This is a genomic window from Chitinophaga sp. 01L420 (genome assembly GCF_056399985.1).
Map to the genome: position 1 here is coordinate 41,053 of NZ_JBFTSK010000016.1, position 13,936 is coordinate 54,988.

The 13,936-nt window shown below is 47.1% G+C and carries 11 protein-coding genes; 5 read left to right on the forward strand and 6 right to left on the reverse strand.

The genetic code is table 11. The annotated features are described in order from the left end of the window. Positions 1-7: 7 nt before the first annotated feature. The 3 genes from AC1DP6_RS17335 to AC1DP6_RS17345 are packed head-to-tail and all read left to right on the forward strand — an operon-like array spanning position 8 to position 3,017. On the forward strand, positions 8-2,095 hold the full coding sequence (locus tag AC1DP6_RS17335; RefSeq protein WP_477055957.1) for a TonB-dependent receptor plug domain-containing protein: 2,088 nt from the start codon (positions 8-10) through the stop codon (positions 2,093-2,095). Positions 2,096-2,114: 19 nt separating this feature from the next. Continuing rightward, positions 2,115-2,750 (forward strand): hypothetical protein, encoded by a 636-nt coding sequence (locus AC1DP6_RS17340; protein ID WP_477055958.1) that lies wholly within the window; start codon positions 2,115-2,117, stop codon positions 2,748-2,750. 18 nt (positions 2,751-2,768) lie between these two features. Continuing rightward, on the forward strand, positions 2,769-3,017 hold the full coding sequence (locus tag AC1DP6_RS17345; RefSeq protein WP_477055959.1) for a hypothetical protein: 249 nt from the start codon (positions 2,769-2,771) through the stop codon (positions 3,015-3,017). A gap of 21 nt (positions 3,018-3,038) precedes the next feature. Here the strand turns inward: AC1DP6_RS17345 and AC1DP6_RS17350 are convergent, their stop codons facing one another. The 5 genes from AC1DP6_RS17350 to AC1DP6_RS17370 form a co-directional block, all read right to left on the reverse strand. Beyond that, on the reverse strand, positions 3,039-3,854 hold the full coding sequence (locus tag AC1DP6_RS17350) for a mechanosensitive ion channel family protein (RefSeq protein WP_477055960.1): 816 nt from the start codon (positions 3,852-3,854) through the stop codon (positions 3,039-3,041). Between the two features lie 273 nt (positions 3,855-4,127). Then, a complete protein-coding gene (locus AC1DP6_RS17355) occupies positions 4,128-5,621 on the reverse strand; it encodes a RagB/SusD family nutrient uptake outer membrane protein (RefSeq protein ID WP_477055961.1) in 1,494 nt (497 codons plus the stop codon). An 11-nt stretch (positions 5,622-5,632) separates the two neighbouring features. Beyond that, complete coding sequence (locus AC1DP6_RS17360) at positions 5,633-8,806, reverse strand: TonB-dependent receptor (protein ID WP_477055962.1); 3,174 nt, start codon at positions 8,804-8,806, stop codon at positions 5,633-5,635. Positions 8,807-9,047: 241 nt separating this feature from the next. Then, the gene (locus tag AC1DP6_RS17365; RefSeq protein WP_477055963.1) at positions 9,048-10,085 is read right to left on the reverse strand and encodes a FecR domain-containing protein; all 1,038 of its coding nucleotides are present in this window, start codon (positions 10,083-10,085) and stop codon (positions 9,048-9,050) included. An 86-nt stretch (positions 10,086-10,171) separates the two neighbouring features. Beyond that, the gene (locus AC1DP6_RS17370; RefSeq protein ID WP_477055964.1) at positions 10,172-10,744 is read right to left on the reverse strand and encodes an RNA polymerase sigma-70 factor; all 573 of its coding nucleotides are present in this window, start codon (positions 10,742-10,744) and stop codon (positions 10,172-10,174) included. Between the two features lie 157 nt (positions 10,745-10,901). Here AC1DP6_RS17370 and AC1DP6_RS17375 point away from each other — a divergent pair, with 157 nt between their 5' ends. Further along, on the forward strand, positions 10,902-11,897 hold the full coding sequence (locus AC1DP6_RS17375; RefSeq protein WP_477055965.1) for a S1C family serine protease: 996 nt from the start codon (positions 10,902-10,904) through the stop codon (positions 11,895-11,897). A 45-nt stretch (positions 11,898-11,942) separates the two neighbouring features. On the opposite strand, the gene AC1DP6_RS17380 is transcribed toward AC1DP6_RS17375, so the two are convergent. Then, complete coding sequence (locus AC1DP6_RS17380) at positions 11,943-12,449, reverse strand: SMI1/KNR4 family protein (protein ID WP_477055966.1); 507 nt, start codon at positions 12,447-12,449, stop codon at positions 11,943-11,945. A gap of 135 nt (positions 12,450-12,584) precedes the next feature. On the opposite strand from AC1DP6_RS17380, the gene AC1DP6_RS17385 reads away from it, so the two are divergent. Beyond that, complete coding sequence (locus AC1DP6_RS17385) at positions 12,585-13,919, forward strand: amidohydrolase family protein (protein WP_477055967.1); 1,335 nt, start codon at positions 12,585-12,587, stop codon at positions 13,917-13,919. Positions 13,920-13,936 lie beyond the last annotated feature (17 nt).

Sequence of the window (13,936 nt, forward strand, 5' to 3'; positions counted from 1 at the left end):
ACAGGTAATGAAAACAAGTGCTATTTTATTGCTGCTATTCAGTTATACAGCCGGTGCACAAAACAGAACACCGGTAACAGATACGACTGGCAGGCCTACGCCCGCAACAGCGGATACAACGTTAAAACGTACAACAGATACAACGATCCGGGCTACACAGGCTTCTGATACCGCCATCAGAAGCAAACGCTCCCTGCATGAGGTAGTAGTAAGTGCCGGCTCCTTTGAGGCCAGCGACAAGGCCAAAGGAGCTTCTCTCACACCTATTGATGCTGTTACCGTAGCAGGCAGCGGCGGAGATATCAGTCAGGCGTTGCGTTCCCTGCCGGGTGCACAACAAATCGGTGAACAGGAAGGATTATTCGTACGCGGAGGAACAGGCGAAGAAACCAAACAATTCATTGACGGCACCCTGCTCCGTACCCCTAACTACCCTTCGGTACCAGGCGTACCACAGGCAGCCCGCATTAATCCTTTTCTGTTTAAAGGCATCCTGTTCAGTTCCGGTGGTTATTCCGCTTTATATGGAGAAGCCATGAGCAGTGCGTTGATACTGGAAAGTGTAGACCTGCCCGAGAAAACATCCGCCAGTTTCTTTGTTTTCCCCGCCAACCTGGGTGCCGGCATGCAACACCTGGCAAAGAACAATCGCAGCAGCTATGGGGTGAGTGTGGGTTATAGCAACCAGTCGCTGTACAATAACATTGTTCCACAGAAACCTGATTACTTCAGTGGTCCACTCTACCTGGATGGCAATGCTAATTTCAGAATCAAAACAGGCAAAACAGGTATGCTGAAATTCTATACCAGCTGGGGCCTCAGTGATGTAGGTATGAACAATCCGGATATCGACAGTGGGATATTAAAAGCCGGCTACCAGGTAAAAGGATGGAACAGCTATAATAACCTCAGCTTCCGCAGCTACCTGAATGATAACTGGAAAATAGAAGTAGGCACCGTTTACAGCTATAACCGGCAGGAAACCATACGGCAGCTCACCAATGAAAAAGGCAACAAGGTGATTATTCCGTATATCCCTTACAGTTATAAAACCGGTTACCGGAATATTACCACTGACTTTGCACAGGCACGTATCGTTTTAACACATTTCTTTTCACAGGGACAGGCATTGCGTTTTGGTGCAGAGCAATTTTACACCCACGACCATGGCAGGACCAACGACAGTACAATCGGGCTAACAGATCATCTTACGGCTGTTTTTGCGGAAAGTGATATTTACCTGGCCGACAACCTCGCTGCCAAAGCAGGAATGCGCATGGAATATGCTTCCATGCTGCGTAAAATGGTATGGGCGCCGCGTATTAGTCTGGCGTACCGCCTGCACGACGGCAGCCAGTTCAACATAGCCTATGGTATCTTTTACCAGGAGCCGGCCAACGACTATTTATATCAGTCAGATCAGCTAACATTTTCCAGTGCCACCCATTATGTGCTGAACTATACAAGGAAAGCCAACAATCGTTTTTTCCGGGCAGAAGTATATTACAAGCAATACAAGGACCTGGTAAAAACAATGCCCGTACTCAGCAATAACGGTAAAGGCTATGCGCAGGGATTTGAGCTTTTCTGGCGGGATAAAAAAAGTATTAAAAACCTGGACTACTGGATTACCTACACGTATCTCGATACCAAACGTAACTTCCTGAATTATCCTTATGAGCTGCGCCCATCCTTTGCAGCACCACATACCACCACGGTGGCTGTTAAAAAGTTTTTCCAGGATATTAATACCAGCGTGAATGTATCCTGGGCCATGGCTGCCGGCAGACCTTATTACAATATTGGTCCAAATGGCATATCGGATCAGGGCAATACCAAAGGGTATAATGCGGTGAACCTGCACGTGGCCTATCTCTGCTCCTTTTTTAAAAACAAGAAATGGAAAGACTTCTCCGGTGTGGCGATGGGCATCAATAACCTCGCCGGAACCAGGCAGGTGTTCGGATACAATTACAGTTACAACGGTTTGATTAAACAGCCTGTCACCATGCCGGCTACACGAAATTTCTTTATAGGCATCTTCATGAGTTTTGGTATAGATCGTACCGATGACTTTCTTAATAACAATTTATAAATCTCTCAAAAAAAGAAAAATGAAAAAACTACTCATTTGTTTGTCTGCAGTATTTATTAGCTATAGTGGATTTGCACAATCCGATGCTCTGCAGCAGGCAGTTAACAAACTGGATCAGGCACAAACCGTAAAGGATTATGAACAACTGGAACAAACCTTTTCCAACATCAAAGCAGAAGCTGCCTGGCTGCCATCTTATTACGCAGCTTTCTGCAACGCAAAGATTGGCTTTCTCTTACAGGAGGATGGCGAAAAAATAGAGCCTTACAGCATCCGCGGAGAAGAACAGGCGAAAAAAGCACTGGCACTATTAGATAGTTCCAAACAGAAAAAGGAAGCGGCAGAAGTATATACGGTGTTGAGTATGGTATATCGTACCAAAGTGTTCATCAACCCTATGACTTACGGCCGTAAGTATGGTACATTATCAGAGCAGGCATTGAAACAGGCAAAGGCATTGGATGCACAAAATCCCCGCGCATTATTTGTGGCGGCGTGGGTGAAATATTATACACCTAAAATGTGGGGAGGAGATAAAGAACTGGCCAAACAACTAGCTTCGCAAAGCCTGCAGTTACTGATCAACCCTGGCACAGACGTATTTCCTCACTGGGGCAGATCAGAAGACCAGCAGCTGCTGAGTAAATTCAAGTAACCTTTAAATCAGAAGATCATGGGATTCGTGTTTATCATCTTACTGCGCATTCTTTTTGTGGCATGTATGGTGTTTATTATCGGGTATGTTTTTGGCGGTTTTTCGAAAAAACCGGCCCTGCGCACTATCACCAGAGTAGCGACTATACTGGCAATCGTGTTATTTTTGATTACCAATGCATTTTTTATGCGGATGGCTTTCGCTCGCGGTAACGGCCACTGGTGCCATGACCGGGGAGACGTAAAAGTGGAGGCGCCCCGGCCTTAAATAAAGTTAGCTGCCCTGGTGTCATATCAGGGCAGCAGCTTTTAATGAAGTAGTTACTTTTGAAATCAGTTCATGCGTAGTGCGCTCATAGGCATCATCCGACTCATTACTCACCCAGCAACTCAGGATCACCTTTACGGCACTGCCTTCTATAGCGGTAAACCACACGGCCTTAGGCTTGTCGGGTACTACGTCTTTCATCCCTGTTACAATATCCGTCATGATTTGTTCCGCTTCTTTCAGCTTATCAGACATGGGAATGGAAAAGGTGAGCGTGATGCGCCGCAATGGAGTAAGCGAGTGATTGATGATCGGTTTCTGAAAAATTTCTTTATTGGGAATGATCACATGCAGACCGTCTGCTGTGATCATCGTGGTAGACCTTAGCTGAATAGCATTCACTGTACCAGTGAAGCCATTCGTTTCAATGATGTGCCCTACTTCAAAAGGCTTTCTGAAGGTGATAAATATACCGGAGATAAAATTCGCCGTCAGATCCTGGAACGCGAAACCCAACGCCAGACCTATGATACCCGCGCCAGCCAGCAAGGAAGTAACGGCTTTATCCAGACTTAAAATATTCAGTGAAATAAACAGGCCGAGTAGTATAAAAATAATAAAGAGAACACTGGATATCAGGTTGGCGATAGCAGGCGTTTCAGAGAACCTTTGAGAAAACCGGAGACTGATTTTACGGGCAAACCGCGCCAATAAAAGGAAAAGAAAAAACATGATAACGGCCAATACAAGATTGGGCGTCATCTTCACAGCGGCGATCAGCCAGTTATGCAGTTTATCAAAAATCAGGTGACTGTAGCTGCTGAATGGTTCGTTCATAAGAGATCAGGTTATTACTATAGAATTAATTGCACAATGGTGGCCATTATCTCCACAGGACTCCGGCAGCAAGCGCCTTCCCTGGATGCCTGTCAAGAGCCTATTCAGCACTGCTATGCACTCCTGCCATGTGTGTCCGTTGACCTGCGCCATTTATAATATGGCGCCATCGCAATACATGAAAACCAAAGTCATGCCACGGACTTTCTATAGCATATTGCTGTCTAAATAAGCGGGAGCAGCGAAAGGCTGCTCCCGCTTAATACTTCTCCATTATTTATATCCTGCATTCTGCACCAGGTTAGGATTCGCATCCAGCTGGGCTTGCGGGATCGGGAACAGCTTCCGGAACGGCTGATCTGCCGGATGGAACTGCCAGGTGCTATTCCATTTACCAAAGCGGATCAGATCCTGACGGCGGCATCCCTCCCAGATAAATTCGCGGCCACGCTCTGCGAGGAGATTATCCAGCGTAAGCGTGGTGATAGGATTACCCGTTTCAAAATTGCGGCCACGCACCTGGTTTACCAGTGGCAGCGCCGTTCCCCCCTGCCCTAAACGTAACAGGCACTCTGCTTTCAACATCAATGCATCCGCATACCGGAAAATAACGAGGTCATTATCCTGATCGGAATAAGGCGTATTTTTCTCGATCTCATATTTTACTATTCGTACGCCTTCTGTTTGTGTAGCATTAGCCAGATCCCCGATAGTACGGGAAAAAATCAATGGCGCCCCCTGCTCTGTTTTCAGCGGTGTACCGTCCTGGGAATATTGTTGTCCTTCCAGGAACATGGTTTTACGTTTATCGGTATCCTCATAGGCTTCATAGAAGTCCTTCAAAGTACACCAGCCATTCCAGGGCGAGCTGGGCAAACCATAGGTATAACGATTGTTATAGTGCAGTGTCAGATAGTGCAGCATCATACCCTTTGCATTAACGGCATCGTAAGGCACCACAAAAATATTCTCTTTTGAATTTTCATTTTTGGTAGAAAAATTCGTGAAATAATTGGGTTCCAGCTGATACCCCATGCTGGTAACGGAGTCGCACATACGAATACAATCGGCCCAGCGTGGGGTACCGGTATATACTTCTGCATTCACATACAACTTGGCCAGCAACATAAAAGCCATGCCCTTGGTTACTTTACCATAGTTTTTAGTGTTCAGCGCGGCAGGCAACCCGTTGATGTTATCTTTAATTTCCTTTTCTATAAAAGCAAAAGCTTCCGCACGGGGCGTATTCTTTGGCGGCTCGGTTTGTTCGAAAGAAGTTACAATGGGAATATTACCAAATGCATCCATGGCCAGGTAGTAGTGAAATGCACGCAGCACTTTCATCTGCGCAATGATCTGGTCTTTGGTAGGCAACACCACATCAGAACCCTGTAACTTCTGCAGGATAGCATTCACGGGGTTCACACCATCGCGGTAAATGAAGTTCCACATATCATTGATATACTGATGTGTGATAGGAAACTCATGGCTGATGAGCACCCGCCATAAGCCACCTTCGTTCCAGTCGGCGCCACGGGAAGGCACGGTTGTTTCATCCGTAGTCACTTCATTCATTTTCCAGTAGCTGTCGCGGTAATTGCGCAGTTTGGCGTATGCCCCGTTAGCAAAGGCATTCAGCTCGTCCTCTGTTTTGAGGAAGTTCTCGTCTGTGCCACGGTCGTAAAATGTTTCATCGAGTTTGGTGCAACTGAACACGGAGATTACCATCCCGGCCAGCAATGTATATTTCAGAAATGTTGCTTTCATGTGGATCGTTTTTATTTAAAGTTGACCGTAAAGCCTAATGCAAAAGAGCGTGTTTTTGGATATACGTTACGGTTATCAATACCAGGCGCCAGTCCGTCTATCGGCAATTCCGGATCCAGCCCGGAATATTTCGTGATCACAAACAGGTTTTGTCCGGAGATATATACCCGTGGATTGGCGAACAGCTTACTCTTCGCAGCAGGTATGCTATATCCCAGGGAGAAGTTGTCCAGGCGCAGGAAAGCACCGTTTTCAATAAAGCGGTCGGATACATACGTACCTTTTACGTTGCTGTCGGCATACTTCGCCATGGCATTACGGCCGGGTAAACGGCTGAAACGGTCACTCAGCACCAGGTCGGTGGCATTGAAGATCTGGTAGCCAAACAGGCTGCGTAATAAAAAGTTGAGGTCAAAGTTTTTGTAACGGAAGGTATTCGCCAGTCCTGCCTGGTATTTAGGCAAGCCGTTACCCGCTACGCGGCTGTCGCTGCGGAAGTCAAAAGTACCGCTGCCATCCAGGTCTTCGAATTGCTGATTTCCATTGGCATCTACACCGGTATAATGCGGAATATAAAAGGTACCGATAGAGTAACCAGGTACTACTTTTACGATCTGCACGGCTGTTAAGCCACGGGCACCTACGGTTCCATCATAAATTGCATCACTCTTGTACTGATCGTTGGCGATAGAAAGGATTTCGTTATAGTTGCGGGAAATATTGAAAGAAGCATTCCAGCTGAAATCTTTGTGCTCAATAATAGCACCCGTCAGCGACAGCTCCACTCCTTTATTGCTGATCTTACCTACATTCGCCAGCATAGTGGGAAACAGGTAAGGCGGGGAAGGCACGTTGTAATTAAAGAGCAGGTCTTTGGTGCGCTTATCATAGTATTCCAGTGTTCCGCTCAGCCTTCCCTTAAACATAGTAAAGTCAAAGCCGGCGTTAAATTGTGCGGCGGATTCCCAGCGCAGATTGGGATTTTCATTTTGTCCGATCTGGTAAGAAGTCACCCAGCGGCCATTGTCCAGCACTTTACCACCGGGACTATAAGTAAGTGGTGATTTATAATTCTGGATTTCCTGGTTACCGGTAACGCCATAGCCTACACGAAATTTCAGGTCCTGCAGCCAGCTGCTGTTTTGTAAAAAGGGCTCCTGTGTAATACGCCATGCCAGGGAGGCAGAGGGGAAGGTTCCCCATTTTTTATCTTTACCAAAACGGGTAGAGCCATCTCTGCGGACGGTACCGGTCAACAGGTACTTATCGTTGTAACTATAGAACACGCGGCCAATGAAAGATACCAGCGAGTTTTCTTCTGCACCGGAAGCCACAGCAGGCTGATCGCCCTGACCAGCACCCAGGTTGTTATAGCTGAAGATATCAGATACAAACTGTGTATTGCCGGCAGACATACTGTTCTGGAAGAAATTCTGATAAGAGTAACCAGCCGTTACCTTCAACACATGTTGCTGCCATTGCTGGCTATAGGTGAAATAGGTTTCCAGGGTTTTGTTATCCCATGTTTTAGAGGCGCGGGTAGCAGTACCATTACTGCCGGCGCCTTCTGTTACCGGTGATTTTTTAGAATAATACAGGCCACGGTCGCTGGACGCACGTTCCAGTCCGAGCAACAGGTCATACGTCAGGTGACTGGTAATATCATACGTGGCTTTTGCAGAACCAATAAACCGGTTCAATGCCCGCTGATGTTTAATCTGGTTCGCCAGTGCTACCGGGTTATAGTTATCGTTGATATCAAGCTTTTCGAAGTAGCTGCCATCTGCATTATAGATGGGGGCGGTAGGATTATAGGCGATGGCCTGTTCCCAGATGCGGTTGTCACCATTGCCATCGGGATCTGCGCCTACATATTTGTTCTTCTCTCCTACGTAGTTCATGGACAGTCCCAGCCGGAGGCGGTTATCGAAAACGCCCTGATCCAGGGTAATACGTCCGATAGTACGTTCCAGGCCGGAGTTGAGTACCACGCCTTCGTTGTTGAGATAATTGACAGAAGCGCTGTAGCGGGTATTATCTCTTCCTCCGCTCATAGAAATATTGTGACTATGGCTGATACCGGTGCGGGTAATGGCTTTCTGCCAGTTGGTAGAGGCGCCCAGATCGAATGCGGAAGCGTCAATATTATTATCCTTCAGGTATTTGCGGTAGTCTGATGCGTTCAGCACACCGTAGGTGTTGGACATCTTCTCCATACCTATATAACCGCTGTAGGACACCTGCGGAGCACCTTCTTTACCACGGCGGGTAGTAACGATGATAACGCCGTTGGCCCCGCGGGAACCGTAGATAGCCGCTGCAGAAGCATCTTTCAATACATCAATCGACACAATATCATCCGGCGGTACGGCATTGATATCGATACCGGGAATACCATCTACTACAAAGAGTGGCTGACTGCTGGCAGATAACGAAGACGCCCCTCTCAGGCGGATACTCACCGTTCCATTGGGGTTACCGCCTGGTTTGCTGATCACCAGGCCRGCTACTTTACCTTGTAATACCTGAACAGGGTTGCTGATAATACCTTTATTAAATTCTTTGGGGGTGATGCTGACGATAGAACCCGTGAGGTCTTTTTTCTGGGTAACACCATAACCGATCACCACCACTTCTGTTAATGCGCTGGAAGATTTTTTCAACTGCACCTCCATGGCCGGTTTTACCGCCAATTCAAGTGGTTCGTAGCCTACGTAGCGGAATAACAGCGTTCCGCCGGAGGGAGCATCCAGGGAGAAGTTGCCGTTTTCATCGGTGAGGGTACCGATAGTGGTGCCTTTTACCTGCACCGTTACGCCGGGCAAGGGAACATGATCATCGGCGCCGGTGATGCGACCTTTTACTTTTATGTTTTCCCATTCGGTATGTTCAGGAATGATCACCACCAGGTGGCCTTCCAGCTCTTTATAGGTAAAGCCGGTACCGGTGAGTACTTTATCCAGTACACTTTGCAGGGATTCTTCCCGGGCAATGATGCTTACCCGTTGTTGCAGATTTACTTTGCGGTTGCTGTACAGAAAGCGCACATCGGACTGCCCCGCGATGCGGTCCAATACCTTTTTGATCTCTGTATCTTTCATGTTCAGGCTGATATGCTTCTGGGAATATCCCGTGGCAGCCACCTGCATACAGGAAAGCAGGACAATAAAGAATGATAGCTTCATAATGATCAAATGCTTGAGCATAGCCGTTCTTCGCCGGCATGCATCCGATTGGTTGACTTTTTCCATAAATTTGTGATAATAGGTGATACAATAGCAATGCCCTGCCATCCCGTCCAAAGGAGCTGGCGCGTTGCTGATTAACCTTCGCACAGGGAATGTTAGTAGCATTTCCTGTGTTTTTTTCATTGAACTGTTATGTGGTTGTTAGCTTTTCATAAACGGTTTTTAATTGAACGTGTGCTTAATAAATGATGATTTGCGTGCCACTGTTATCGAAGTGAAAATCCTCTGTCAGCTGCAATGCCTGCAGTGCCTGGCTAACACTTTCTGACGCGAAGGAGCCACTGAATACATATCTTTTTACCTGATCATTGCGGAATATAATTTTCACCCCATACCAGCGTTCCAGCAGGGTAGCCAGTTGTGCAAAGTCGAGCGACTCAAACTGCAGCCGGTTGCTTACCCAGGCTGTTTCGGATATCGTACTGTCGATCGCCGGCAGCGCATTGGCTTTTGCCTGTACTACTTTTGATATCACCTGCTTTAGTTCCAGTTTTTTTTCCGGAGATGAGATCGCATTGTTGTTATCGTATGCTACTTTTTCGTAGGGACGTAAGCGTATTTTATGCGCAGGTGTTTTATTAAGATATACTTCTACTGCACCTTCCAGCAAAGTGGTTTCATAGCGGAGATCGCCGGGATAGGCTTTCACGTTAAAGGAGGTACCCAGTGCATGAATATTCATCGCGGCGGCATGAACAATAAAAGGGCGTTTCGGATCTTTAGCTACTTCAAAGTAAGCCTCCCCTTCCAGCCATATTTCGCGACTGGAATTATTAAGGTCTAACCTAACGCGGCTGGATGCATTCAGGTGTACGATGCTACCATCGCTGAGCTGGAATTGCCGCCGTTCACCATTGCGGGTTTGCACTAATTCCAGATCAGGCGGTTTCGCCCGGTCACCCGGCAATAACCAGCTGGCTGCATTGAGTAAGAACCCTACGACTACGGCAGCAGCCACCCATTTCCACCAGTCGTGCCGGAACCGGACAACTTTCGTAGCTTCCGGAGGTTCTGCTTTGGCCATCATCTCACTAAAAACAGTATCGGCAGGTGCCTCCTCTACAGGAACGGCCTGCCAGTATTGTTCCAGCAAAGTAAGCTCCTGCGCCCATTCCGGGTGCTGCTCCAGCAATTGCGTCAATTCCTGCTGACCGGCATCGTCCAGCGTGCCACTCAGTTTTGCGGTCATTAATTCATCCAGCCGGTGACTGTCCATGTATGATTTGTTTAAACGAACAAATGTTCCCTACGGGGAGAGACACTAAAATGAAACCGATTACTTACAGGAAGAGAAAATATTTTTTAGCGGACAGGAATTTTCTGGTCGAAACCGCTGCCATAATGTTGCAATGCCTGTCGCAGGCGGCTGGTAGCTCTTACCAGTTGGGTTTCTACGGTGCGTGGGGAAATTTCCAGGATGGCGGCTACTTCTTTATATTTAAATCCTTCTTCGCGGACCAGGCGGAAAATGGTACGTCCCTGCGGAGATAATGTGGCGATGGCTTTGTCGAGCCACCCCTGCATTTCCTTCCATTCCAGCTGTGGGTGCACATCGCCGGTCAGCGGGGCGTTGTCGGCTTCCAGTTCCAGCCACTGATGCTTGTAGTGGTCACGGTGGTGATTATAGCAGCGATTACGTACGGCGGTAAATAAATAGGTCTTCACATGCAGGATTGGTTCACTGTTCTTCCGGTTTTTCCAGAGCTGAATAAAAACATCGGAGACGATTTCTTCTGCGGCTTCCCTGCTGATAGACAGATCTGTTGCAAAACGCACTAATCCGCCGTAAAAATGATTAAACAACTTCCGGAACGACTGTTGATCGTCCGCTATGTAAACAGCATCCCACATTGCCTGTAAATCAGTTCCTGGCATAGACCCTTATTAGACGAAAAACATTGACCGTCAAAATAGCTAAATAATTATGATTTTTAGCAGTGCGTTAATGGCAAAGATGACATAAAACTGCTGTAATGAATGCCAAAACGGCATCTGCGTCATTCTGGAAATAAATTTGAGCGCATTTATCATTATGGATAACTCAATTTCATTTCTTACGCACGAGGCGTCGAACGATTGGAGTTTATTAGATGCCTATTCCCAGACCGTTACCGGTGTAGTGGGTACTGTTGCTGAATCGGTGGTACATATAGAAGTACAGAAAAAGGTAAGCGACCGGCGTACGCGGGAAAGGCGCACGCAGGCGGGTACCGGCTCCGGCTTCATTATTTCTTCTGATGGCTTCATCATTACCAACAACCATGTGGTAGAAAATGCTGAAAGCATTAAAGTATCTTTTGTTGATGGCAGGAAGGTAAGTGCCGAAATCAAAGGTGCCGACCCTTCCACAGATATTGCCGTACTGAAAATTGATGAAACGGGGCTTAAAGCAATGCCACTCGCCGATTCATCCACTTTACAGGTAGGCCAGATTGCCATCGCTATTGGCAACCCTATGGGGCTGCAATATACTGTCACCGCCGGTGTGGTGAGCGCATTGGGACGTACCCTCCGCGCCAGCAACGGCCGGTTGATAGACGATGTGATACAAACCGATGCAGCCCTCAATCCGGGCAACAGCGGCGGTCCGCTGGTCAACTCCAGGGGACAGGTCATTGGTGTAAACACCGCGGTCATCGCCTCCGCACAGGGGCTCTGCTTCGCCATCTCCTCTAATCTGGCCGCCCAGATCGCAGGACAACTGATCCTGCACGGCAAAATCAGACGGGCACAACTGGGCATCGCCGCACATCCGGTGAATCTCAGCAGCCGTATGATTGCCGCCAACAAACTATCCGTCCAAACCGGGGTATATGTGTACGAAACAGTACCGGACGGAAATTTCTACAACACCGAACTACATATCGGTGACATTATCATCGCCTTCGATGACAAACCAGTGGCTTCTGTAGACGCCCTTCACCTACTGCTGTCAGAAAAGCAGATCGGGAAAAGGATCACTGTAGATGTGCTCCGGGGAGGAAGAAAGGTAGTGGTAGAAGTAATTCCGGGAGAGATTAAACAATGAATATTTAAAGGCTGACGCGAAAGGATTCGCGTCAGCCTTTTATCGTTAGTCTTTGCGGGTGCTCCCATCATAGTTATAGTCATCCAACGTCCAACCAATCGCCACCTCATTGACCCAATCAATAAAGCTGTCATTGGTGACTTCAGGAGCATCACCATGCTGATAAATATAGTGTGTTTGAAAAAAGACAACCGGGCAGGAATCATTTTTTGTAATTCTTGTATCGAAACAATAATAATTCCCGCCGCCATCCGGAGAAAAAGGAACTAAATAATCAGGCATAGGTACATGCACCTCCCGGTGTTCGAAATTATAGATGTTGCTTAAGGTATTAGGAGATGTACACGTTCCATCTATCCCATACACCTCGGTGCCCATCAGATCAAATCCATTCATTTTCGAAATGAAGTATTTATAGTCTACTGGCAGCGTCAAACGATAGGCGTCTTCGAATTCAGCGATGCGACTATCTGTAATAGTCCCACCCAAGGTAATAATTGCCGGAGAAAACTTATTTAATTCGTTAATAAGATGAAGGACCGCTTCTTTCATAGGTATCTACTTTCCGGTAACAATATTACACAATAAATCAGGCGCGGCATTAAACAAACCCGATTCTCCATTCAACCATTCCTATTTGCTCCCCTTCCACTAATTGCTTAAATTCCTGTTCAGAATATCTTTATTATGAAAAATTACCCGTTACTACTCCTCACACTAACCTGCCTGCTTGCCTTTCAGCCGGCTCCTCCGGTAAAAACCATCCTGCTCAAAAACATCACGCTCATAGACGGCAATGGCGGCGCACCTGTGGAACATACCGATATCCTCATCAAAGGAGGTATGATCGTTAAAGTTGGTCCGAACCAAGCTGCTAATGGCGCCACCGTTATCAACGGACAAGATAAAACAGTAATGCCTGCACTCATCAGCAGTCATGTACATATTGGAATGATACAGGGCAATAATAATAAAACAGATCCTTATACCCGGAAAAATATATTATCACAGTTGAAAAAATATGCCGACTATGGCGTGACCAATATCCTGGTGATGGGTTCTGATGAGCCTATGCTCTTTGAAACGGGACTGCGGGATTCGGCTGTTAACGGACTATTACCTGGTGCAAGACTGTTCTCTGCCGGTTATGGCTTTGCCGTATTTAAAGGCGCACCTGCTATGAAAAAGATCTATCACCCGGCCACCGTAGCGCAGGCTATCCGCGAACTGGACAGTGTAGCATTACTCAAACCCACCGTTATAAAAATGTGGGTAGATGACTTTGGCGGCTCCTCCCCTAAAATGGACAGCACTATTTATAAAGCCATCATCACACGTGCACACCAGCACCATATACGGGTGGCAGCCCACCTGTATTACCTCGCAGATGCCCACCACCTTGTCAGCAATGGACTCGACATCATCGCACATAGTATCCGTGATCAGGAAATTGATGCGACACTGCTGCAACAAATGAAAACAAAAGGGACCATTTACATTCCTACTCTTTCCCTGGATGAGTATGCCTATATCTATGCCCGTAAGCCGGAATGGATTGATGATCCCTTCTTCAAAGCATCGCTGGAACCCGGCGTATATGAAACGATTACCTCCCAGGCTTACCAGGACAACCTGAAAAACAGCCCTTCCTACCAGCGGAATATACATGCCTTTGAAACAGCTCTGAAAAATGTGAAGATCATAGCAGATGCAGGCATATTGGTGGCACTCGGCACCGATTCCGGCGCGCAGCCAGTACGCACGCAGGGGTTTTCTGAACACCTGGAAATGGAACTGCTGGTACAGGCAGGGCTCACGCCCTTACAGGCAATCACTATTGCCACCAGAAATGCGGCGAAAGCATTGAAAATAAATGACCAATATGGTACTATCTCCGCCGGGAAAACGGCGGACTTTATAATACTCGATGGCAACCCTGCACAGGATATAAAAAACACCCGCAAAATATCGGCGGTGTATAAAGCAGGTGTTGAAGTAAGTAAAGGTCCATTGTTGCCATAAATATTTTTCGCACCTTC

Excerpts from the sequence above, each read along its gene's own strand:
- AC1DP6_RS17340 (WP_477055958.1), top strand. The coding sequence starts at position 2,115 with ATGAAAAAACTACTCATTTGTTTGTCTGCAGTATTTATTAGCTATAGT.
- AC1DP6_RS17370 (WP_477055964.1), bottom strand. The coding sequence starts at position 10,744 with ATGCCAGGAACTGATTTACAGGCAATGTGGGATGCTGTTTACATAGCG.
- AC1DP6_RS17375 (WP_477055965.1), top strand. The coding sequence starts at position 10,902 with ATGGATAACTCAATTTCATTTCTTACGCACGAGGCGTCGAACGATTGG.
- AC1DP6_RS17355 (WP_477055961.1), bottom strand. The coding sequence starts at position 5,621 with ATGAAAGCAACATTTCTGAAATATACATTGCTGGCCGGGATGGTAATC.
- AC1DP6_RS17380 (WP_477055966.1), bottom strand. The coding sequence starts at position 12,449 with ATGAAAGAAGCGGTCCTTCATCTTATTAACGAATTAAATAAGTTTTCT.
- AC1DP6_RS17350 (WP_477055960.1), bottom strand. The coding sequence starts at position 3,854 with ATGAACGAACCATTCAGCAGCTACAGTCACCTGATTTTTGATAAACTG.
- AC1DP6_RS17345 (WP_477055959.1), top strand. The coding sequence starts at position 2,769 with ATGGGATTCGTGTTTATCATCTTACTGCGCATTCTTTTTGTGGCATGT.
- AC1DP6_RS17385 (WP_477055967.1), top strand. The coding sequence starts at position 12,585 with ATGAAAAATTACCCGTTACTACTCCTCACACTAACCTGCCTGCTTGCC.
- AC1DP6_RS17365 (WP_477055963.1), bottom strand. The coding sequence starts at position 10,085 with ATGGACAGTCACCGGCTGGATGAATTAATGACCGCAAAACTGAGTGGC.
- AC1DP6_RS17335 (WP_477055957.1), top strand. The coding sequence starts at position 8 with ATGAAAACAAGTGCTATTTTATTGCTGCTATTCAGTTATACAGCCGGT.